The sequence below is a fragment of the Hydrogenophaga sp. SL48 genome (assembly GCF_021729865.1).
GTDB lineage: Bacteria > Pseudomonadota > Gammaproteobacteria > Burkholderiales > Burkholderiaceae_C > Hydrogenophaga.
In genome coordinates this window covers 1,871,665-1,894,586 of sequence record NZ_CP063400.1, presented here as the reverse complement: position 1 = coordinate 1,894,586, position 22,922 = coordinate 1,871,665, and the positions used below count along the sequence as shown (strand labels likewise).

Here is a 22,922-nt window from a genome sequence, read left to right as displayed (position 1 = left end):
GGACCCAATGGCTGGTTCATGCGTGTGTCCCGGGTCGTTGGGCTTCTTCGATGCAGCCCTTCAGCAGGCTGGCCATCACGCGCACATTGGGTTCCAGCACCATGGAGTCGTGGTCGCCCGGCACTTCCAGCACGCGCAGAGCCGGCATGAAGCGGGTCCAGTCGTTGTCGGCATGGACATATGCCCTTTCTGCGCTGACCCAGCGTCCACCAGAGACCTTCCATTGCAGGTCGAGAGGCGGGCGGAACAGCACCGCAGACCCGTTCCAGACGTGCAATTTGTAGCGGGGAAGGGCGGCCAGGAAGGCCGCCTGGATCGCTTCGTTGTTCAGCTGGTTGGTCCGGGGCTGGATGGGCGGCACATTTCTGTTGCGAAACCGGTTGAGCTCCCACCGGACGCGTCCAAGCGCCCATGTCCACAAGAAACCTGCGCCCTTCTTGCGCAATTCCGCCAACTTGATGATGGTCTTGTCGACGCGGTTGATCGATGGACTCACAGGCAGCGGCGTGTCCAGAAGCACCAGCAGGCTGACTTTCTCACCGGCGGACTCCAGCTGACGGGCGATCTCAAAGGCCGTGATGCCTCCGCCCGAGAAACCACCCAGCAGGTAGGGGCCGTTCGGTTGGACCTGGCGCATTTCAGCGATGTAGTCGGCCGCCGCTTCCTCAAACGTCTCGTGGGGCGCCTGGTCTCCGTAGAGGCCACGAGCCTGCAGGCCGTAGAAAGGCCGGTCGGCGCCCAGCAAGCGGGCCAGGTGCCGCAGGTTCAGCACGTTGCCGAACATGCCCGCCACCAGGAAGAAGGGCGTGCGCTCACCGCCTTCACCGTCGTGCATGGGGACCAAGTGGACGAAGCGGCGCCGGGCTTGCGGTGCTGCGCCGCCGCTCCCGGCGGAAGGCGCCGCGTCCTCTGAACCACTGTCGCCGATCTGCTCCCGGATCATCGCCGCGCACAGCGCGATGGTCGGCGCTTCAAACAACACAGAGATCGGGAACTCGACCCGGTAGGCCTTCTTGATCATCGCGAACAGGCGCACCGCGATCAGCGAGTGCCCGCCGAGATCAAAAAAGCTGTCCTGCACGCCCACCTGATCGACGCCGAGCAGCTCTTCCCAGAAGCCCACCAGCGTGCGCTCCACATCGTTGCCTGGCGCCACATAGTCGCTGTCGAGGTCGGGGCGCTGGAACTTCTGTCCGGAGCCTGCGTCGTTCGCGGCGACCTCGCCCGCCTTTCGCACCAGCGCGTCCAGGTTCATCGAGGAAATGACCACCTGCGGCAGACCGGTGGCCAGCGCGCGCCCGAACGCGTCTGCGCCTTCGTGCGGGAGGATGCCTTGCGACATGCTGTACTGGAGTTGCTCTTCGGCCGGGGACAGCTTGGTGTGCGCTCCGGCTCCGCCCGTGTCCTCGAACACCAGTTCGCGCGCATCGAGCCGGCTGCCCGAGGCCAAAAAGCCGCCTTCTTCCAGGCGCTTGATCGAGAAGCCTTGCACCTCCACGCAGACCTCGCCCTGCGCGTCACACAGCGTCACGTCAAAGACCGCGAACGGTGCGTCGGAGCGGTTGTCCTGCGCGTTGCGGACCCAGCTCCACACGGTGCCCGGCAAGGGCCGGTGCACGTTCACCGACCGGTACGACACCGGCACCCACAGGTGGTCGGGTTTGTAGCCATCGATCAGGTGCATGGCCCAGCCGGTGGCCAGGTCCAGCAGCGCCGGGTGCAGGAGGTAACCCTCCGCAAGGTCGTTGTCGAAAGCCGGTGGCAGTTTCAGGCGGGCGATGCCTTCGCCCTCCCCGTAGGCCACCGACTGCAACACCCGCCAGCGTGGGCCGAAGTTCAGGTGTTCCTCTTGAGGCGAGCGCAGCCCATCGGCGTCCTCGGCACGGTGATGCGGGCAGCGGGCCTGCAGCGCGGCAGTGTCCACCCGTCCGGCGCCGGGCAGTGCACCGGGGACCAGCGTGGCCTGTGCGTTGAGCTGGAAGCCCTTGCGGCCTTCAAACAGCACGTCACTGCGCACCTCCAGGGCATAACCTTCGTCGCTGCGCGCCAGCTTCACGCGCACGTCGCGGGTCTGACCGTCGTGGACCTCCAGGGGGCGGAAGAAGTAAAGGTCCTTGATCGAGAACGGCCCTGTTTCGCCGTTGCCGCGCAGGGCCTCGGCGGCCAGTTCGAGGTAACCGGTGCCGGGCAGCAAGGCCTGTCCGGCCTTGGTGCGGTGGCCGTCGAGAATCCAGCGGCCTTCGGTTTGCCAGGTGGCGGTGAACATCCGGTGGCCGGTGGCGTCGAAGGTGGCCTCGTCCAGCAGCGGGCTGCCGGCCGGGTGGCGGGGGAGCGGTGCCGCTTCGCCCAGGCGGCTGGCCATCGCTTTCGCGGCCATGCCCACCTCGTTCCAGATGCCCCAGTCGATCGCCAGCACCTGGGTTCGTCCCCCCGCGCGGCTTCGGGCATAGGCATTGAGGTATTCGTTGGCGGCCACATAGTCGACCTGACCCGCCGGTGCGGTCACCGTGCTGGTCGAGGAGAACAGGACCAGCCGGTCGATGCTGCCGTCGGGGAACAGGTCGTGAAGGATTTGCACCCCGTGCACCTTGGGCGCAAACACCTCTTCCACGCCGCCCGAGGTCTTGGTCATCAGCGGGCCGTCATCGACCACACCGGCAGCGTGGATCACCACCTCGATGCGTCCGAAGCGCTGCTTCGCCTGATCGGCGGCCGCCCGCATGTCCTTGACGTTGCACACGTCGGCGGCAACCACCAGCACCTCGGCTCCCAGGCTCTCCAAGCGGCGCACCGCCAGGATGCGCTGCACCACCGGGTCCAGCGGGTCGCCGCTGCGCAGCCGCGCGTCCCAGGTGTCGGACCCGGGCAAGGCCTGGCGTGCGATCAGCACCAGTCGGGTCTGTTTTTCTCGCGCCAACCGCTCGGCCAGCGTCAGGCCAATGCCACCCAGGCCGCCGGTGACCAGGCAGACGCAGCCTGGCGAGATCCCTGCGAGCCCTTCGGTGGGCGCCAGGGGCAGAGGGGCAAAGCCCAGCTCGAAGCGCTTGTCGGCCCGCAAGGCGGCCACGCGGTTGTCGGGTGCAGCAAACAGGTCTTCCAGCACTCGGTCGGCCAGACCGTTCAATGCATTCACATCCGGTCTGGCACGCCAGCCCTTGTCCACGGCAGGCAGCACCACATCGAGCACCGAACAGGTCAGGCCGGGCAGTTCGCGCGGAGCCACCCGGGCCGGGCCCATGAGCGTGGCTTTTTCGGGGTAGGGCAGGGCTTCGTCGCGCACCCGCACGGCCCCGGAGCTCAACACGGTCAGGTGCTGGGGCTTGGGCAGGTTTTCGCCGGCCATGGCCTGCGCCAGGAAGAGCAGGCTGAAAAAGCCCTGCTCCAGGTTGCGGTGAAAGAAGCTGCTGCCAGGGCGAAAGCGCTCCTCCTGCGTGACCAGCCAGGCGTGCACGATCTGCTGCGGCGTGTTGCCCGTGGCGACAAGATCGCGCAACAGTTCGTCGTAGCCTTCGCGTCCTCGCTCCGGTGCCAGCAGGTACTCGAACTCGTTCAACCGCGCAAACAGGTCGCCCGAGCGCACCACCGTGACCCGGTGTGAAGCGCTGCGCAGGCGTTCGACCAGCTTGTCACTGAGGCCGGCCTCATCGGCAAACACCAGCCAGGTTTGTGGTTCGGTGCTGGCCAGGTCCTGGGTGACATCGATCTCGATGTTGGCCTGGCGAGGGCGCCAGCGCGGCTGGTAACCCCATGCGCTGATGTCGTCGGTGCGCACGAGCTGGGGCGCCGCCTCCGGCGCTGAGCGGGCCGTGCCTGGCTCGATGAAGTAGGGCTTGCGCTGAAAGGCATACGTGGGCAAGGGCACGCGGTGCCGGCGCGCTTCGCCCCAGATGGGTTCCCAGTCCACCTGGACGCCCGTGGCCCACAGCCGGCCCAATGTGCCCAGGAACCACACGTCGTCGGCCACCGCATGGTCGGCGTGGCGCAGCGAGTTGATCACTTGCGAGGCAGGAACGCCGTTGGCCTGTGTCAGGGAACCCAGCGCCTTGCCCGGGCCCACCTCCAGGTACACCCGGTGGCTCTCCTTCTTCAGCGTGGCCAGGCCATCGGCAAAATGCACCGTGCTGCGCAGGTGCCGCACCCAGTACATCGGATCGGTGGCGTCGGCAGCGCTCAGCGGCTGCCCGTCGCGGTTGGAAATGATGGGGAGCTTGGGTGCGCTCAGGCGGATGCTGCGCAGGTAGGCCTCGAAACGGCCCAGGATCGGTTCCAGCATGCGCGAATGCGCAGCGATGTCGATCTGGACCCGTTGCGGCTCGATCTCGCGTTCGCGCAACTGAGCCTCCAGCCGGTCCAGCGCATCCTGCGGCCCGGACACCACGCACAGCTCGGGTGCGTTCACGCTGGCCATGTCCAGTTCCTGGCCCAGCAGGCCGCGCACCTCATCCGCTGACAGGGGCACGCTGAGCATGCCTCCCCGTGGCACGGTGTCGAAGAGTTGCCCGCGCAACAGCACCAGGCCGATGCAGTCCTCGAACGACATCACGCCCGCCAGGCAGGCGGCGGTGTTCTCGCCCATGCTGTGACCCAGCAGGGCAGCGGGCTTGACCCCCCATGACATCCACAGCTGCGCCAGCGCGTGTTCCACGATCATGATCAGTGGCAGCTGAACCGAAGGCCGTCTGAGTTTTTCGACCGCTGCGGCATGCTGCTCAGGCTCCGGCAACCACAAGGCCCGGATGTCGTAATCCAGTCGTTTCTGCAGCACGTCCAGCCCGCGGTCCATCCAGTCCTGGAACACGGGCTCGGTGGCATAGAGTTCACGCGCCATGCCGGCATATTGCGCACCCCCGCCCGGGAACAGGAACACCACTTCGGGATCGTCCAGGTGGCTGTGGTTGAACACGCGGCGGGTGTCGCTGCCTTCGAGCAAGGTGGCGGCCTCTTCATGGCTCTCCGCCACCAGCACGCGCCGGTGCTCAAAGGCCCGGCGCCCTTGCTTGAGCGTGTAGGCCACGTCGGCCAAGGGCTGTTCGGGGTGGGCTCGCAGGTGGGCGGCCAAGGCCTTGGCGTTGGCGTCGAGCGCCGCCCGTGAGCGGCCCGACACCACGAGCAGCTGGAATGGCCAGTCGGACGGATCGGAAGCCTCTCGGGCAGGGGCTTCTTCCAGCACCGCGTGCGCATTGGTGCCGCCCACGCCCAGGGAGTTCACCCCGGCGCGGCGTGGCCCCTTGTGCGAAACCCATGGGCTCAGGGTGTGGTTGACCTGGAAAGGGCTGGTGTCAAAGTCGATCGACGGGTTGGGCTGTTCATAACCCAGGCTCGGCGGAATCTCCCGGTGCTTGAGTGCCAGCGCGACCTTGATCAGGCTGGCCACGCCTGCGGCGGTGTCGGTGTGGCCGATGTTGGTCTTGACCGAACCGATCCGGCAGAAACCGGTGTCCGGCGTGGTCTCGCGGAAGGCCTGCGTCAGCGCGGCCACCTCGATGGGGTCGCCCAGGTAGGTGCCGGTCCCGTGGCATTCGACGTAGTCGATGGTGTCGGCGCTCACGCTGGCCACGGCCTGTGCCTCCGCAATCGCCTTGGCCTGACCATCCACGCTCGGGGCCAGATAGCCGGCCTTGGCCGCACCGTCGTTGTTGACGGCCGTTCCCTTGATCACGGCCCAGATGTGATCACCGTCCTTGAGAGCGTCTTCCAGGCGGCGCAGCACCACCACACCCGCGCCAGAGCCGAACACGGTGCCCTGGGCCCGGTGGTCGAAGGCGTGGCAATGTCCGTCAGGCGAGAGAATTTCGCCCTCCTGGAAGATGTAGCCGCGGGCATGGGGCAGTTCGATCGTCACCCCGCCGGCGAGGGCCATGTCGCACTCGCCAAGCAGCAAGGACTGGCAGGCATGGTGCACCGCCACCAATGAGGTCGAGCAGGCCGTCTGGATGTTGACGCTCGGGCCTCTGAGGTCAAAGATGTGGCTCACCCGGGTGGACAGGAAGTCCTTGTCGTTGCCGGTGTGGCGCAGCAGGAACATGCCCGTGCTGGCCACCAGGTCGGGGTTGGAGCAGATGTTGAAGTAGAAATAGCTGCCCATGCCGCAACCGGCGTAGACCGCGATCGGGCCGGCAAAGGTCTCGGGCGGGTGCCCGGCGTTTTCCAGAGCCTCCCAGGCCACCTCCAGAAACTGGCGGTGCTGCGGGTCCATGATGGCCGCTTCCTTGGGGCTGAAACCGAAGAAATCGGCGTCGAACTGCTCAAACCCGTCAAGCACCGCCGCCGCTGGCACATAGTTGCGGTGCCGCATGCGTTCCGGGCTTTCGCCAGCTGCCAGCAATTCGGTCTCGGTCAATCGCCGGATGGACTCGAGCCCCTGGCGCAGGTTGGACCAATAGGCCGTCGGGTTGGCGGCACCTGGCAGGTGCGCTGCCATGCCGACAATGGCAATGTCGTTCGAAGCGGCTGAAGGCGTGGTCACACAGATCTCTCAGGTATGGACACCCGGTCTTACTCCCATCGGGTAAACCATTATGACTCAACAATTTGTTACCAGACGTGGGTAACGTCACACTTTTGGGGGATCGAATGGTTTGGAAACGGGGTTGTCTCCCCACTGGCTGTCCCCGGGTTGGACGATGTTGAAATTGGTGTCACCGAGTACACCGAACTCACTGCGGTCGCGCAGCACTTCATCGACCACGTGAACGTCGATCAGAGGGGCTTCAGCGGCATACCCGTAGACAAGGGCCATATCGCAAAGAATGTTGATGCTGCGGGGAATGCCATGGGCTGCCCGGGCGATCTTGGCCGTGGCGTATGGCGTGAACAGCTGACGATCCCGTCCCGCCACTTTCAGCCGATGCTGGATGTAGTCCCCGACCTCCACCGAATTCAGTGGGGAAATATAGAAATCGGCCGCTACCCGCTGGGCGAACTGTTGCATTTCCGGGCGCCTGAGCAGATCGCGCAGCTGGGGTTGGCCGACGAGCACCATCTGCAGCAGCTGATCCTTGTCGGCATTGATATTGGAGAGCATGCGCAGCGACTCCATGGCGGCGGGGCTGAGGTTTTGAGCCTCGTCAACGATGAGCACCACCCGGTGGTTCTTTGCATATTCGCTGATCAGGAAGCGCTGGAACGCATCGTATCGGGCGATGGGCGAAAGCCCCTCGTAGGGCAGGCCAAAGGACAGCATGATCCACTCGGTCAGATCGGCCAGGTCGGGGTGTGTATTGGTCACCAGCCCCACTTTGACCTCATCTCCCAGTTCGTCGAGCAGGCGGCGAATCAGCGTGGTTTTGCCACAACCGATATCGCCACAAATCACCGTGAATCCCGCCCGGTTAAGGATCGCATACTCCAGCATGGTGTAGGCGAGCGAGTGACGCTTCCCCATGTAAAGGAAGGTGGGGTCCGGCTGAATGGAGAAAGGCTTTTCTTTCAATTCGTAAAAGGATTCGTACATGTTCTGTCTGCTGGTTATTGCCGCCGATATGGCCGGGGGGTGTCGGAATCACCCATTTCGATACAACCTCCAGGCGAGCGCTTGTCGCCGCACGAGAAATCGGTTCATCTGTTGATCCGGCGCTCAAACAGTCTCAATCGGTGTCCTGGTCGAACAAATCTTGGGAGATGGCTTTGACTCGCTGTGGATTGTTGAAAAAAGAGGATGTGCTCTTTGCGGCGCCTGTCTGTGACTGCGCTTTGGTTCACTCGGGCATCCTGCATCGAAAGGTGCATTCGAGATCGGTGTATGGGCTGCAAAACCCTGGGTGCCGCCCCAACCACGAAAGTGGATCAACCCAATAAATTCACTAGTGCATTGCCAGCAGTGCGACCCCCGCTGCAATCAAAAGCGTTCCCGTCACCCGAGTGGCTGTGACCGCTTCGCCCAAGAAGGCCCAGGCAAGAGCCATGGTGATCACAAAGCCCAAACCTACAAACGGATAAGCCAGACTCACGTCGACTTTAGAGAGGACGAGCAACCAGACCAAGGCTGCAGCGAAATACAGCACAAGGCCTGAAATCACCCACGGGTGGAAGAGCGCGCTCGCTACACCAGACAGTCGAATTCCACCGGAGAGCGCACGAGCCACCTCCGGAGAACTCATCCCAAACTTGAGAATGATCTGGGCAAGCGAAGTCATGGCCACATTCGCCAGAATCAGCAGGACTGTCGATCGGGTCACGAGTTTGTCATCCGTTTGTAGGGGGAGTCTTCGCAAGCCACTAATATACTTCTCCTATGGAACGAGAATCTGATTGTGGGCGGGCTGCAACCGCTTTATGCGTTGATCTGGACGGAACATTGATTCGTTCAGATCTGACGTTTGAGTCACTTCTCGCTGCTGTGAAGGGGCGTCCCTGGTTGGTCCTGCTGCTTCCCTGGTGGATGCTGAAGGGCCGGAGCCACATGAAGGCCCAACTGGCCAAGCATGCCCAGCCGGATGTTGCGGTGTTGCCGTACCGGTCAGAGGTCATTGAACTGATCAGGCAAGCAAGGCAGGATGGTCGCCGTGTGCTCCTCGTCACGGGTAGCCACATCGGGCTGGCGAAAAAGGTCGCAGATCACGTTGGCTTGTTTGATGACGTGTTGGGGTCCACGCCTGACTGCAACCTGATCGGGGGACAGAAAGCGGTGTTGCTGGAGCGCCAGTTCGGGGCGGGTCGCTTCGAGTATGTTGCCAACGGAAGGGTGGACATTGCTGTCTGGGTCAGGGCGGGGGGCGCCGTGACAGTCAACGCCCCTCGGTCAGTTGTCCGTGAGGTGGCTGCAATGGGCATACCACATCGGGACATCCCGCAGCCTCCCACGGACTGGCGAACCTGGCTGCGGGCGATCAGGCTACAGCAATGGCTCAAGAACCTCCTCTTGTTCGTTCCGGTCATGACCGCCCATGAAGTGCTGAACTGGGAAGCGCTCGCTGCCGCAGCGCTGGCGTTTGTTTGTTTCGGAGCCTGTGCTTCGGCCACTTACATCATCAACGACCTGCTTGATCTTGATGCCGACAGGCACCACCACAAGAAGCGCAACCGCCCTTTTGCGGCAGGGGCCATTGATATTCGTGCGGGCATTGCGGCGGCATCGCTGCTGTTGCTGACAGGGCTGGGCCTTTCCTTGCTGTTGCCTGGTGGCTTTCAGGTTGCGTTGGTTGCTTACCTGGTCGTCACTCTTCTGTATTCCCTGCGGCTGAAGCGCGTTGCCAGTCTGGACGTGATCGTTCTGGCCGGTCTTTACACCTTGCGGATCATCGCAGGCGCGTTTGCTGCGAGCATTAGCCTGTCATTCTGGTTGCTGGCCTTTTCAATGTTCATCTTTCTTTCGCTGGCCATGGTCAAGCGGGTGGCAGAGTTGGTGGAAGTGCGAAAGGAGGAGCAGATCATTGGCAAAGTGCTGGGCAAGCTGCGCGGCCGCGAATATGCCACCGAAGACACCATGATGCTCCAAGGCCTGGGCGCGGCCAGCGGTTATCTCTCTGTTCTGGTGCTCGCGCTGTACATCCACAGCCCCGAGGTGACGGAGCTTTATCGCACGCCCGAGTTGCTCTGGTTGATTGCACCTCTGATGCTGCTATGGGTCACACGGCTTTGGATGGTGACCGCCAGGGGGTACATGGATGAAGATCCGATTTTCTTTGCTGTCAAGGATCCGGAAACCTGGGCCACAGGCGCCATGGTTGTGGGCATCCTGATCGCCGCAACCGTGATGCAATTGTGAGACCACTGGGCGGGTCTTTCGCAGGTGCCCGCAACGACCCGAAGGACGGGCTTTTTTTAAGTTCTACCTCGTGACTGGATGTCCATGAGCCCCATCAATCCTTGCAGCGAGAGCGGCGAGTTGCACCTCACCAAGTCTCTTGTCCTTGTATTCACACTGGCCTTGGTCCTGCGCTTGGTCTGGGCTTGGTGGATTCCGGTGATTCCCTTGTCAGATGGCGAGGCCTATGACGTGTTTGCCAGAACGCTGGTGCAGCATGGCACTTTCGGTTGGACAGCTGAAGAACCCACGGCTTTCTGGCCACCAGGGACCACCTTCATGCACGCCGCTTTGTTCTGGTTGTTCGGTATTCGATACGAACCGATCATCGCGATAAACATAGCCCTGTCGCTGGGAATCATCTGGATTTCAGCGCGGCTGGCAGCGCGTTTCTGGGGCCAGCAGGTCGCGCTGATCAGCGCAGTGATCTTGGCAGTGTGGCCGACTCTGGTCATGTACCCGACCATCCTGGCGAGCGAGTTGCCGTTTCTGTTTCTGACCCTTCTGGCCATGGATTTATGGTTCAACCCTAAACAAGCACTGGCGCCCAGGGCACTGCTTGTGGGGCTGGTCCTGGGGTTGGCCTCACTCGTTCGGCCTCAGGCCCTGTTGCTTCCCTTGGTCTTTGCGGTTGCGTCCGTCCTGACCCAGCGACCGACCTTCTCCGAAGTCAAGGGTCAGTTCAAGTGCGTTGCGCTCGCAGGTCTCGTGATGGCTCTTGTGGTTGCGCCCTGGGTTTGGAGAAATCACCTGCTTTACGGCGAGCCCGTGCTCATCTCGACGAATGGGGGGATTACCTTGTGGATGGGCAACACGCCGGGCACTGATGGGCGGTACATGGCCATGCCGGAGACAGTCAGCCATTTGCCAGCAAACGAAAAGGCCAGGGTGCTTGCGCAAGAAGCCAAAAACTACATCGTGCAGGATCCCGCCGCCTTCCTGGTTCGAGCGGTCAGGAAGCTCGTGATTCTCTATTCGAATGAGTCAGTGGGCGTGAGCTGGAACGCCCAGGGAATCAGCCAGACTTTTGGACCATCCTGGGAACTCAGGCTCAAGAGAGCGACCCAGGCATCTTGGGCCTTGATCTTTGTTTTGGCTTTGGCCGGCATCTGGTCATCCATGCGCCGCGTCGGTTGGGTCAAGGCGTTGGCCTCGCCATTGACACTGAGCATTCTTTACTTCACTGCCATACACATGGTCGTGGTTTCGCAGGATCGATATCACCTGGCCTTTGCAGGGCAGTTGGCGATTTTTGCCGCGCTTGGGGCGACTGAGTTTCTGGCTTGGCGGCGTAAGCGAAGCTCCGATCAGTCTTCGTCGGCTTTGCCGTAACCCACTAGAAAGAAGCCAGCCACATGCCCGACGATATCGCGATCGGCCCTGCGGCCATCAAACGGATGGCCACCATGCTTTATGCGGACGTTGGAAGCGTCAAGACCAGGCTGATGCAACAGTACCGTTCGTACATATGCCCTTTGCATGAAGTCATTCGCGACATTCCGCCGCAGTCGTCAGTGCTGGATGTGGGGTGTGGGCATGGTTTGTTGTTGAATTTGCTCGTTCACCTCGGGCGAATTCGACGAGGGTATGGGTTTGACATGGCCCGACCCGCTATAGAGATCGCCAGTCGCGTGGCTTCTAACCATTCGTTTTCGTCCACTGTCGCGTTTGAGGCAAGGTCGGTCGAGAAAGGCATACCCCATCTGGGATATGAAGTGGTCACCGTCATTGACGTTCTGCACCATATCCCCGACAGCCACAAGCAATCGTTTGTTGAGGCTTTGTGCAGTGCTTTGCCTGAGGGAGGGCGCCTCATCATCAAGGACATGGTCGTCAAGCCACGCTGGCGCGCGACCGCCAACCTGCTTCACGATCTTGTCATGGCCAGGCAATGGGTCGAACAAATGGGACCGGAGAAGGTTGAGGCATGGGCGACTGAGCAGGGCCTGAGCGTTGCCAGGCGCGCCACATTCAATACGCTGTGGTACGGGCATTGGCTGCTTGTTTTAGAGAAGCAATCAGCACATCTCTCGCCGCTCCGGAGCAGCGAAAACACTGGCGAGTCCTCCCATTCGACGGCAACTGAAAAAGAATAGTTGATTCAACAACTGGACCCGCAGGGGCCCCTGCGGAGCCGCATGAGTGGAGGTTTCGACGTGGCGCCCAACAAATAAAATCGCCGCTGCAGGCAATTGCCTGCAGCGGCGATTTCAATGATGCCAGCAGTTTCCTCTTCCCGCCGGCACTAAATCACGGACAACGCCGACTCAAGAGTTTCGTCAATTTCAACGTGGTGACACTCGGAACGTTGTTGTGATTTTTCTTGGGCATCAAATTCACTTGAATCTGTCCCGTTTACTGGTAGTAAAACGGACCAACCCATTCGGCAGGCAGCAATTGGTACGAGTTGTTGAACTGATTGATATTCGGTGTGCCGCCGTCAGCTCTTGTATTGCCACGCGACGTCATTCTGCGTCCCATGATAATGAACTCGGTGTTGGTATTGGGGCCGCGGTGGAACACGTTGCTTTCGAGGATCACGTCTTCCAGGCCTTCACGGCTGTCCGGACCGTTGTTCTGAGGGCCAGCAACGCCCGTCCACGAGTTGTTGTCCGTGGCATCTCCGAGACGATTGTTGCCAATGACGATCTGCCTTGAGGCCCAGGTGCTCCCTGAAATGGCATAGTTGTCACTGAAGCTGCCCAATCCTCCAGAATGCACTTTCAATGCATGCCGGATTCCATCGGAAGATCCACCACGAAGTGCGTTGTGTGCGATGTACCCCTTGTTCATTGCCCACAGGCGAACGGTGTGTTGTTGAGCCGTTCCCATGTCGTTGCCCATGATGACGAAACGAGTTCCCAATCCCGCCATGCCTATGTGAGAGTAGGATGTGCTTCCACGGAGCTGATTCTCCACAACGAACAGCTCTCTGGGCTGGGTGTATTGGCTAGGGGACAGAGCGTTGTTCTGAACAACATAGTCTAAAGCACTTGCAATATTGATCTGCGTCACAGCGCCGCTCGTGGGTGGTGAGAATGTGTTGCGATACAGAAGCAACTGAGACATCGTCGCAAACTGCTCAAATGCTTGGAGAACGTTGAGATCCATGATGGATATATCACGCGGGAACGCGGTCGACGTGGGGCGAACAGAGCCAACCACGACGCTGCTGACACGCGGTTTTGCGCCAGTTCCGAAGGCACCGACCTGCACACTCTGACTTCCATGCGGAATGTTGATGGAGCCAAACGTTTCACCGCTCCGCAGCAAAACACGGCGGCCATTGAATGTTGCGGAGCTGGGCAGCGCCGTCACTTGGGAGGCTCCTGCAGGGCAGCCGGAGAAGTTTGCAGCAGCAGATACGCAGACGGTTCCAGTACCGGAGTACACGGTATTGGGGTCGAGCACCTGAACGGTGACGGACTTTTCAGAATAGCCGCCCACTTGGTCGGTTGCGCGAACCCGTACCTGATAGGTGCCGGGCTGGTCAAATACGTGTGCAGAAAGTGGCCCCCCCGTCTGCGAGTTCTTCGGGAGACCCGATACGGGCCAGCTCAAACCCCGGTCATCACCAAAATTGAATGAATAACGTACGTGATGAAACGGGTGCTGACTGGCCAGGCTGGAAGTGGTACCTGTCGCATCAAATTGAACCGCCAGCGGTGCGGTGCCGCTGAGTCGGGTTGCTTCAAGTTGGGCAACGATCGACTGGGAGGTTCCAGCTGCGGGCGCGGGTGCAGGTGCAGGTGCAGGTGCGGGTGCAGGTGCAGGTGCAGGTGCGGGTGCGGGTGCAGGTGCAGGTGCGGGTGCGGGTGCGGGTGCGGGTGCAGCAGCTACGGAAAGAAAGCATGACTTGGCGGTCAGCGGGATGGGATCGCCAAAGGTGCCGTTCGAGCAGCTTGCCGGGCCGGTGAGCTGCCTGACACTGAATCGGCCAGCAGCACCGTAGGCCACATTCTGCAGGCCTGAGAAATTGCATGAGCTGCCTTCAGTGGCGCAGGCCGTGGTGCTGAATGACTCGCCATTGATGATCTGCGTGCCGGGAGCAGGAGCAGGAGCAGGAGCAGGAGCAGGAGCAGGAGCAGGAGCAGGAGCAGGAGCAGGAGCAGGAGCAGGTGCAGGTGCAGGTGCAGGTGCAGGTGCAGTTGTCGTAGAGAGGAAGCACGACTTCACAGTAAGCGGGATGGGATCGCCAAAGATGCCGTTCGAGCAGCTTACCGGGCCGGTGAGCAGCCTGACCGTAAATCGGTCAGCGGCGCCGTAAGCCACATATCGCGACCCCGAAAAGCTGCATACCTTGCCTTCCGTGGCGCAGGCTGTGCTGCTGAACGACTGACCATTGATGATCCGTGTGCCAGGTGCAGGCGCTGTTTTTTGGAGAAGGCCTGCGCCCGCTGGTTCCTGGTCAGAGGTGGTTGCCAACGCGTAGACATCCCCGCCGCCAGCTCGTTCCGAGACAGAGGCAGTTGCCTCGCCTGTTTCCGAAATGTTGACGTCCTCGCCACCTGCTGGTTCCAAGCCGGAAGCAGTGACTGCGGCCTTTTCCGAGGTGGTGACCTCTTCACTGCTGCCGCCACAGGCGGTCAATCCAAGTGCGCTGACCAACGCTATCAGAAGCATAGAGGGGCCTGGCTTCGAACCAGAATGCTGGTTGTTCTTCGGGTTGGATGATACCCCTGACGGGGGGATTAAATCAGAATAATTCATCTCGAGACTCTTGGAGTACGTTGGCATACAGTTTTAGGGTGGGTGGGGTGGTCTGGTGAAACTAAAAGCACAGCCAATGTTGGTTGATAATTAAGTTTCTTCAGTCCACCTCCGGGCGTATTGAGGTGTTCAAGTGCTGCAAATATATCGATTGCCTTGCCGATACATTGACTTGAATTCGATGAGCTGCTGCTGTCAGGCGACATGCGGCAGAGATTTCATTTTGGTTTGTTATTGTTACTCAGCTCACAACTGGAAACAAATAAACCGATTTAATTATCCTGGAATCTTGAAATAGCCCAAAGGGTTGAGGGTGCTTCATGCCCTGGTGTGAATATGGAATATGTCAGCCTTTTGGGGAATATTTGGAGCATTGCGGGATCGAAGCAGGCCGAGTGCTTTCAATCTTAGTGCCGTGGCGGCATCGTCATGTAGCCAAATAATTCTGGCTTGCATTCTCCGTACCGCAATTGCATTACTTTCCGCCCGTCCTGCGGCCAAATGCAATGTGGTGTTACCTTGGTTTCAGATGTGCAACCCCGAGATCACTTCTCAGTCTCTGGGCCGAGGGGGCGACCCACGGAGTCACACTCGATCAGCCGCTGCAGGCTGGCGGCATGGATGTGGATCGGTTCACGGGGAAAAGTGAAAAAGACAGATGCACCGAAGACGTGTCTCCGGGTTGGCTGCCCTGGCTTCTGAAGACACCTTTTCTTCAGCCGTGGCTTGCTGAAAGCCGGGGCTGAGCCCTCAGGTGGGTGAGGTTGCACAACCAGACATACCAACGGCAATGTCATCGTGTGCTTGCGACAGGCGATTGAAGCTCTCGCGGTCGTGGGGGCAATAGCGAACGCTGGCGGATGCAGAGTTGCAATGCGTGGATTTCGATGCCCTGCTTACAAAGCTCGATGCGTTTGCGGCATTGAATCAATATTCCTCAAACTCATCTGAATCGGCATCCGCTCACTGGTAGTAAAACGGACCCACCCATTCGGCAGGCAGTAGCTGATAGGAATTGTTGTATTGACTGATGTTTGGAGATCCGCCGTCAGCTCTCGTATTGCCACGAGACGTCATTCTTCGTCCCATGAGAATGAACTCGGTGTTGGTGTTGGGCCCACGGTGAAACACATTGCTTTCGAGGATCACGTCTTCCAGGCCTTCACGGCTGTCGGAGCCATTGTTTTGAGGTCCGGCAACGCCCGTCCACGAGTTGTTGTCCGTGGCATCTCCGAGGCGATTGTTTCCAATGACGATCTGCCTTGAGGCCCAGGTGCTCCCTGAAATGGCATAGTTGTCATTGAAATCGCCCAATCCTCCAGAGTGAACTTTCAACGCATGTCGGATGCCATCGGAAGATCGACCACGAAGTGCGTTGTGCGCGATGTATCCCTTGTGCATTGCCCACAGGCGAACCGTGTGTTGCTGAGCCGTTCCCATGTCGTTGCCCATGATGACGAAGCGAGTTCCTAAACCTGCCATGCCCATTTGAGGGTTGGTTGTGCTTCCCCGGATCTGGTTCTCCACAAGGAAAAGCTCTCTGGGCTGGAAGTACTGGCTGGGAGGCAGCGTGTTGCTCTGAACAACATAGCCCAGTGCACTGGCAATATTGATCTGTGCGACGATCGTTGAGCCGGTTGGCGGGTCGAATGTATTTCGATACAGCAGCAGTCGGGACATCGTTGAAAACTGTTCAAATCCTTGAAGGATGTTGAGGTCCATGATGGAGACATCGCGCGGGAAAGCGGTCGACGTGGGGCGAACCGTGCCAACCACGATGCTGCTGACGCGCGGTTTTGCGCCAGTTCCGAAGGCCCCCACCTGCACATTCTGGCTTCCATGCGGAATGGAGATGGAGCCGAACGTTTCACCTCTGCGCAGCAAAACACGGCGACCATTGAATGTTGCAGAAATGGGTAGCGCCGTCACTTGAGAGGCTCCCGCAGGGCAACCGGAGAAGTTTGCAGCAGCAGACACGCAAACCGTTCCAGCACTGGCGTACACTGCATTGGGATCGAGCACCTGAACGGTGATCGACCTTTCAGAATAGTCTCCTGCCAGATCGGTTGCACGAACCCGTACCTGATAGGTGCCGGGAAGATCAAACACATGTGCGGAAAGTGGTCCCACCGTCTGTGAGTTCTTCGGGAGACCCGATACGGGCCAGCTCAAACCCCGGTCATCACCAAAATTGAATGCATAGCGTACGTGGTGAAACGGATGCTGATGGGTCAGGCTGGAAGTGGTGCCCGTGGCATCAAATTGAACTGCCAGCGGTGCTGTGCCGCTGAGTCGTGTTGCGGCAAGCTGGACCACGATCGATCGGGAAGTCCCCGTTGCGGGACCCGGTTGGGGGAGGTCTGGCTCCGTGCCGCTGTCCAAGACGTAATAACCGATGCCCTCATAGCGGTAGGAACTGCTCAGGTTGGCCTGGATGCTGACTTTTTCGCTCTCGCTGGCCGTGTAGAAGTGAAAACCTTTGCTGGGTACATAAAAGCGGTGGAACGCCACCAGCCCCTGTCCGGCCACCTGGCTGGCGTGATAGGCCACACCTTCGTAGGTGTAGTGCGGCGAGGTTGCCACAAGGTTGGCTCGCTCGGCCTCGCTGATGGTGTAGAAGTGAACGCCACTTCGGGTGTTGAAAAAACGGTGCACCGGCGACAAACCCGGCGAGTAGGCGCCGGCCACCCAGAAAGCCGGGCCTTCCAAGGTGAAGGGAGACAAGAAGTCGTCCACCACATTGTCTCGCTCGGTGGTGCTGATGGTGTAGAAGTGCGCGCCGGTGCCGGGGTTGTAGAAGCGGTAGGCCGGGATGCCCACCACGGCGGCTTTGCGAGCGATGGCGCCTGAGAGGTAGGCCTCTTTTGCGCCGATGCTGCCCGGTGGCAGGCTCTCCAGCGGCTGCGAAGCGTCTGTGATCTGTGCTTGGGACTCTGCCTGTGCCAGGGACTGGGCCGTCAGCTGGGCGTTCGGCGCCGTTGAATCGTCTGCCTCGTTGCGGTCTGGGTTCACGGGCACGGAAAGGGTCTGTGCACCATCGGCCGACGTATCAGCGGTGTTGGTACCGCCGCAGGCCGCCAGCAACAGGGCCAAGGTGCAGGCGAGACTGGCCCTAGCCCAGCGGTTGTCAGGTGTTGTCATGCTTGTTTCTTGCAGCGTGTTGACTGGCTTTGTCGCGGGCATGGGTACAAAGTGAAGGCGGCTTCTCAGCCGCCTCATCACGATTCCGGGAGTGGGGGGTCTCACCAGGAGCAGCGTCAACGCCACCACTCCGTCATGGGAGACATGAGAATGCACGCGAACAAATCGACAGAAATGAATGATTGCGAAGCAGTCACAGAAATCGATGGCTTGTTCATGGAATTGATCAGGAGGTTGCTCGTTGATTGTTGGGTGCCATACCCGTCGCTCAAACCTCCAGGCAAGCCGGCTGAAGCGCAGGATCGGAAATCAGTGTCACTCGCTAGGCCATCGACCGTAAAGATCGTAAAGGACAGGCGGCGGAAACCACCGATTCAGCGGGGTATCAATGCGTAAGCGGGGCGCGCGCAAACGGGTGCTTCACCACAATTGGTTAACCTGCGTAACTATTTGTCATGGCGTGAAGGCCTCTTGTACGCGAACACCGCCCGAGCCAGCGGGTGGCTCCACCCGGTGCCCCGCGCACAAGTTCGCCGGAGCGCGCGTGTGGTGGAAGTCCGTTGATTGAAGTCAGACACCTCCAGAAGCTTCCTGATGATTTCTGTTGGCAACTCGGGTCAGCCGGTACCAGCGCCGAATCACCTCGGCCTCTGACCGTCTTGGCCTGGTGCTTCGCCTGTGCGAAAAAGGTGCTCGCAGGTATTGCTCAGGATCAGATCGCAATGGGCCGATTCATTGGCCGTCTGTGGCATGCAATCGGTAGGACTTGTTTTGCATTGGCATGCTTGATCAATGCCTTGAAGTGCATCTTCCAAGCGCGTGCCTTGGTTCAAATGGTCTTGGGCGGACACCCATGCAAGGCGATGCCCAGCGATTGAAAGGTCGTGATCGTCGAAGTCAGGCATGCTTTCTGCTTATTTGACGCCTGGGAAGCAAGAAAACTGTTGCCTTTACCATTGGGCCTGCGGCGGCAGTGGGCATCGGACCCACCCGTCGACCGATTCACGGCCCGGTCTCGGAGGGCCGTTTCTATGCCATCTGGCATTCTTGTGTTTCAGGATGCATCTTTATGGGCTTACTCTTGCAAGAGGGCGGCTTGGGTGCATGCTGAGTCCTTCCACCGTACTGCGACCTGAATTGATATGACCCAGCGATATGTTCTGATCTCGCCGTGCCGCAATGAGGCGCAGTACATGCGCCAGACGCTGGATACCGTCGTCCGCCAGTCCCAGCTTCCCACGAAGTGGGTCATCGTCGATGACGGATCAAGCGACGCCACGCCTCAGATCTTGGCGGAATACGCGGCTCGACATGATTGGATTGAGATCGTCACGCGCCAGGATCGTGGCCATCGCGCCGTGGGGCCGGGTGTCGTTGACGCGTTCTATTCCGGGTATGGGGCAATCAATCCGGGTGAATACGAGTTCGTCTGCAAGCTCGATCTGGATCTGCGACTGCCGCCGAGGTACTTCGAGATCCTGATGCAACGCATGGCCCAGGACCCGCGCATCGCGACCTGCAGCGGCAAGGCCTACGTGGAGGAGGGCGGTGAACTCATTCCTGAGCGCCACGGCGATGAAACCTCGCTCGGCATGACGAAGTTCTACCGCGTCAGTTGTTTCGAGGCGATCGGCGGGTTCGTGCGTGAGGTGATGTGGGATGGCATCGACTGCCATCAATGCCGCATGAAGGGCTGGGCAGCCTGCAGCTGGGACGATCCGGAATTGCGTTTCGTGCACTTGCGGCCCATGGGGTCGAGCCAGGACAGCATTTTCACGGGCCGCATGCGCCACGGCTACGGTCAGTACTTCATGGGCACCGGTTTCCTTTTCATGGCCGCCAGCGCGTTGTCCCGGGTGAATCAGAAGCCTTATGTGTTGGGCAGCGCTGCGATGCTGTGGGGTTGGCTGAAAGCGGCTCTGCAACGCAAGCCGCGTTACGAGAACCCCGAGTTTCGGCGTTTCCTGCGCGCCTATCAGCAACGCGCACTGCTGGTGGGCAAGTCACGTGCCACCCGTGAACTGATGGGGCGGTCCTGATGTGCGGCCTGGCTGGAATTGTTGGCCGCGTTGGTGAGGCGAATCGCGCTGCACTGCGACGCATGACGGATGCCATGGCGCATCGGGGACCTGACGGCGACGGCCTGTGGATGGGACCGGCCGACGCGCGTGGCTGGGGCGCCATGCTGGGGCATCGGCGACTGTCGATCCTCGATCTGTCGACGGCCGCCTCGCAACCGATGGTGGATCCGCAGCGTGGCGATGTCGCCGTGCTCAACGGCGAGATTTACAACTACGTCGACATCCGGGGCTCTCTCGAAGCGCAGGGTCATACACTTTGGTCGACCGGCGACACGGCCGCGATGCTGCGCCTTTTGAGCCTGCGCGGATTCGACGCGGTGCGGGAGCTGCGCGGCATGTTTGCGATCGCGTTGTGGGACCCGAGGCGCTGCGAGCTGCTGCTGGCGCGCGACGCGCTGGGGATCAAGCCGCTTTATTTTGCGCGCAATCCTGATCCTGCGGGCGAGTGGTCTTTCGCGTTCGCGTCGGAGGTTCGCGCGTTGCTGCGCTCGGGTCTGCTGCACAAGCCGCGACTGCGGTCGTCGGCCGTGGCGAGCGTGGTCTGGAACGGTTTCACCGTCGCACCCGAGACCATCATCGAAGGCATCGAATCGCTCTTGCCGGGCGAGATGCGCGTCTATGCGCAGGGTGGCCTTGAGCTGCAGCGGAAACGCTACTGGACCCAGGCCGAACTTCCTCGCGCTGGTTCTGCGACCGACGAGGATGTGTCTTTGGCGCTGGAGAACAGCGTGCGACGCCATCTCGCTTCTGACGTGCCGCTCGGGGTGTTCCTCTCCGGTGGGGTCGACTCATCCGCAGTCACCAATGTGGCCAAGCGCGTGTCGCGTGACCCGGTCCACTCCTTCACGCTGGCGTTCACCGAGCAGGAGCGCAACGAGGGTGACATCGCGCGTGCCGTGTCGAAGGCGATCGGCACACAGCATCATGAGATCGTGCTGCGACAGGAAGACTTCCTCGACCGACTGGATGAGGCGGTCGGCAGCCTGGATCAACCGAGCTTCGACGGCTTGAACTCGTTCTTCATGTCGCAGGCGGTTGCACAGGCCGGGTTCAAGGTGGCGCTCGTGGGCAGCGGTGGCGACGAAATGTTCGGTGGATACACGTCATTTCGCGACCTTCCTGCGATGGCGGCGTGGTCGCGTCGCCTTGGTTTCATGCCGGAGGGATTGAGGAACATGGCAGCGAGATCGTTCGCGGCGTGGAAGGCGCCCGCCGATGGCCCATTCCCGCCGCAGACGCGCTGGGCCAAACTGCCGACGATGGTGGCCGCGCGAGACGACCGGCTCGCGCTTTACCAGTGTGCGTACGCGTTGTTCCTGCCCGAAACACATCGCCGCTTGCTGGGAGCCGCCGCAGACGGATTGGGGGACGGTTATATCGGTTTGCCGTCAGAGATGGTCGCCTTGCTGCGCGAGGAGACCGCGGGACGGACCGATCTGGCGTCGATCGCAGCGCTTGAGCAGCGACTGTTTCTCGGGGAGCGCCTGCTGCGAGACGCCGACTCGACGAGCATGGCGGCGTCGATCGAGATGCGCCTGCCACTGGTCGATCAGCAGTTGCTCGAAACCGTTGCCACCGTGCCGGACGACACGCGGTTCCACCCGGTGCGGTCCAAGGCGATGCTGCGCCGTGCGGGGCTCCGAGGGCTGGATCCGGCGCTGTTCGATCGGCCGAAGTCGGGCTTTGAGCTGCCGTTCGATCACTGGTTGCGTGGTGCGCTTGGCGCAGAGGTGGATGCGGTGCTGACCGACCGCAACTTGATGGCGAGCGTCGGCCTCTCGCCGCAGGGGGTGGCCGACCTCTGGCAAGCCTATCGCTCTGGCGCGCCGGGTCTGTACTGGACGCGCATCTGGTGCCTTTACGCACTGGCGGTGTGGGCGCGTCGACAGGGTCTTTCGATGGAGCTTGCACCATGAGGGTGGCGTATCTCATCAGCGAGTACCCGAAGGTCAGTCACAGCTTCATCCGTCGTGAGATTGCGGCGCTGGAGAGACAGGGTGTCGAAGTGCTTCGATTCGCGATCCGTGGCCCCTCTGACGGGAGCCCGGATTCAGCCGATGTCGAGGAGTTGAACCGCACACGCTATGTGCTTGGTGCAGGCTTGGCGGCCACGGCTGTACATGTCCTGCAGGCGCTGGTGCGGCGTCCGGTGGCTTTTGGTCGTGCTGCGTTCAGTGCGCTGCGATTGTCCCGTCGGGCTGATCGCGGCCTGGTCCATCACATCGCCTATTTCGTCGAAGCCTGCATTGTCGGGAACTGGATGGAAGCGAGCAAAGTACCGCACCTTCATGCGCACTTCGGCTCCAACCCCGCAACGGTTGCAATGCTTGCCGCGCAGTTGAATGGTTGTACGTTCAGCTTCACGGCACACGGCACGGTGGAGACGGATGCCGCGCAGTTCATTGGAATCCCCGAAAAGGTCCGTCGCGCTGCGCACGTCGTCGCAGTCAGTGAATATGGGCGGAGTCAGCTGTGTCGCTGGGTGGAGCCGGCTCACTGGAAGAAGATTTCGGTGGTGCACTGCGGACTTGATGAGGGCTATCGCGAGGCTCCGGCACTGGAGTTCAATCCGGTGCGGCGTTTCGTCTGTGTGGGGCGGCTGAGCTCGGAGAAGGGGCAGTTCGTGCTGATCGACGCGCTGGGTGAGCTTCGTCGTCAAGGCGTGGAAGCCGAACTGGTGCTGGCGGGAGACGGGGAGTTGAGATCGGCGATCGAGCGTCACTGCGTACAGTGCGGCGTCGCAGACCTGGTCCGAATCACGGGGTGGATTTCGGGTGCCACCGTTCGCAAGGAAATTGAAGCCTCTCGCGCACTCGTGCTCAGCAGTTTCGCTGAGGGGTTGCCGGTGGTGCTGATGGAGGCCATGGCTTGTTCGAGGCCGGTCGTCGCGACGCGTGTGGCGGGGGTGCCTGAACTGGTGCGTGACGGGGAGGACGGTTGGCTCGTGGCGCCGGGCAACGCGATGGAGCTGGCAGCTGCGATGCGACGGTGTCTTGAGGCAGGTGTGCCACAGCTTCAATCCATGGGGCAAGCGGCCCGAACGCGAGCGCTCGACAGGCACGATGTAGACCGTTCAGCGCAGCAGCTCAAGCAGATCTTCGAACCATTCTCCGGGGCAAAGGCATGATCGCGAACATCGATTTCTGGCCGCGCTTGAGCACAGCAGCATTCCACAGAAGGTCAGACAACCGCATGCGCTTTTGGAGCCTGCGTGTCCACGACGGGCAAGCTCAATCGAAGGTCGT

11 protein-coding genes are annotated in these 22,922 nt (G+C 60.9%); 6 read left to right on the top strand and 5 right to left on the bottom strand.

The genetic code is table 11. The features are described from left to right. Positions 1 to 16: 16 nt before the first annotated feature. The 3 genes from IM738_RS09040 to IM738_RS09030 form a co-directional block, all read right to left on the bottom strand. Positions 17 to 6,466: a type I polyketide synthase gene (locus IM738_RS09040; RefSeq protein WP_236965533.1), complete on the bottom strand. Its 6,450-nt coding sequence runs from the start codon at positions 6,464 to 6,466 to the stop codon at positions 17 to 19. Positions 6,467 to 6,553: 87 nt separating this feature from the next. Beyond that, the gene (locus tag IM738_RS09035) at positions 6,554 to 7,453 is read right to left on the bottom strand and encodes an ExeA family protein (protein WP_236965532.1); all 900 of its coding nucleotides are present in this window, start codon (positions 7,451 to 7,453) and stop codon (positions 6,554 to 6,556) included. Between the two features lie 349 nt (positions 7,454 to 7,802). Then, positions 7,803 to 8,135, bottom strand: coding sequence for an EamA family transporter (locus tag IM738_RS09030; RefSeq protein ID WP_236965531.1), 333 nt, complete (start codon positions 8,133 to 8,135; stop codon positions 7,803 to 7,805). A 98-nt stretch (positions 8,136 to 8,233) separates the two neighbouring features. Here IM738_RS09030 and IM738_RS09025 point away from each other — a divergent pair, with 98 nt between their 5' ends. The 3 genes from IM738_RS09025 to IM738_RS09015 all read left to right on the top strand — a co-directional run bounded on the left by IM738_RS09025 (position 8,234) and on the right by IM738_RS09015 (position 11,841). Further along, on the top strand, positions 8,234 to 9,706 hold the full coding sequence (locus IM738_RS09025) for a UbiA family prenyltransferase (RefSeq protein ID WP_236965530.1): 1,473 nt from the start codon (positions 8,234 to 8,236) through the stop codon (positions 9,704 to 9,706). A gap of 84 nt (positions 9,707 to 9,790) precedes the next feature. Then, a complete protein-coding gene (locus IM738_RS09020) occupies positions 9,791 to 11,077 on the top strand; it encodes an ArnT family glycosyltransferase (RefSeq protein ID WP_236965529.1) in 1,287 nt (428 codons plus the stop codon). A 23-nt stretch (positions 11,078 to 11,100) separates the two neighbouring features. Continuing rightward, a complete protein-coding gene (locus IM738_RS09015; protein WP_236965528.1) occupies positions 11,101 to 11,841 on the top strand; it encodes a methyltransferase domain-containing protein in 741 nt (246 codons plus the stop codon). Between the two features lie 259 nt (positions 11,842 to 12,100). Here the strand turns inward: IM738_RS09015 and IM738_RS09010 are convergent, their stop codons facing one another. Both IM738_RS09010 and IM738_RS09005 read right to left on the bottom strand, forming a co-directional pair. Next, the gene (locus IM738_RS09010) at positions 12,101 to 14,455 is read right to left on the bottom strand and encodes a PKD domain-containing protein (RefSeq protein ID WP_236965527.1); all 2,355 of its coding nucleotides are present in this window, start codon (positions 14,453 to 14,455) and stop codon (positions 12,101 to 12,103) included. A gap of 963 nt (positions 14,456 to 15,418) precedes the next feature. Next, positions 15,419 to 17,596 (bottom strand): PKD domain-containing protein, encoded by a 2,178-nt coding sequence (locus IM738_RS09005; RefSeq protein ID WP_236965526.1) that lies wholly within the window; start codon positions 17,594 to 17,596, stop codon positions 15,419 to 15,421. Between the two features lie 1,142 nt (positions 17,597 to 18,738). Between IM738_RS09005 and IM738_RS09000 the strand changes: the two genes are divergently transcribed. The 3 genes from IM738_RS09000 to IM738_RS08990 are packed head-to-tail and all read left to right on the top strand — an operon-like array spanning position 18,739 to position 22,804. After that, positions 18,739 to 19,635, top strand: a complete 897-nt coding sequence (locus tag IM738_RS09000; RefSeq protein ID WP_272907835.1) for a glycosyltransferase family 2 protein — start codon at positions 18,739 to 18,741, stop codon at positions 19,633 to 19,635. After that, entirely contained in the window at positions 19,635 to 21,593 is a 1,959-nt protein-coding gene (gene asnB, locus IM738_RS08995; RefSeq protein WP_272907834.1) for an asparagine synthase (glutamine-hydrolyzing), read from the top strand. Before IM738_RS09000 ends, asnB begins: the two co-directional genes overlap by 1 nt. Then, complete coding sequence (locus IM738_RS08990; protein ID WP_236965523.1) at positions 21,590 to 22,804, top strand: glycosyltransferase family 4 protein; 1,215 nt, start codon at positions 21,590 to 21,592, stop codon at positions 22,802 to 22,804. Before asnB ends, IM738_RS08990 begins: the two co-directional genes overlap by 4 nt. Positions 22,805 to 22,922: the final 118 nt, after the last annotated feature.

What these genes read in the sequence shown, in the direction of transcription:
- IM738_RS09005 (WP_236965526.1), bottom strand. Translation starts at nt 17,596, where the DNA reads ATGACAACACCTGACAACCGCTGGGCTAGGGCCAGTCTCGCCTGCACC.
- IM738_RS09015 (WP_236965528.1), top strand. Translation starts at nt 11,101, where the DNA reads ATGCCCGACGATATCGCGATCGGCCCTGCGGCCATCAAACGGATGGCC.
- IM738_RS09020 (WP_236965529.1), top strand. Translation starts at nt 9,791, where the DNA reads ATGAGCCCCATCAATCCTTGCAGCGAGAGCGGCGAGTTGCACCTCACC.
- IM738_RS09030 (WP_236965531.1), bottom strand. Translation starts at nt 8,135, where the DNA reads ATGACTTCGCTTGCCCAGATCATTCTCAAGTTTGGGATGAGTTCTCCG.
- IM738_RS08990 (WP_236965523.1), top strand. Translation starts at nt 21,590, where the DNA reads ATGAGGGTGGCGTATCTCATCAGCGAGTACCCGAAGGTCAGTCACAGC.
- IM738_RS09010 (WP_236965527.1), bottom strand. Translation starts at nt 14,455, where the DNA reads ATGAATTATTCTGATTTAATCCCCCCGTCAGGGGTATCATCCAACCCG.
- IM738_RS09035 (WP_236965532.1), bottom strand. Translation starts at nt 7,453, where the DNA reads ATGTACGAATCCTTTTACGAATTGAAAGAAAAGCCTTTCTCCATTCAG.
- IM738_RS09025 (WP_236965530.1), top strand. Translation starts at nt 8,234, where the DNA reads ATGGAACGAGAATCTGATTGTGGGCGGGCTGCAACCGCTTTATGCGTT.
- IM738_RS09000 (WP_272907835.1), top strand. Translation starts at nt 18,739, where the DNA reads ATGACCCAGCGATATGTTCTGATCTCGCCGTGCCGCAATGAGGCGCAG.
- asnB (WP_272907834.1), top strand. Translation starts at nt 19,635, where the DNA reads ATGTGCGGCCTGGCTGGAATTGTTGGCCGCGTTGGTGAGGCGAATCGC.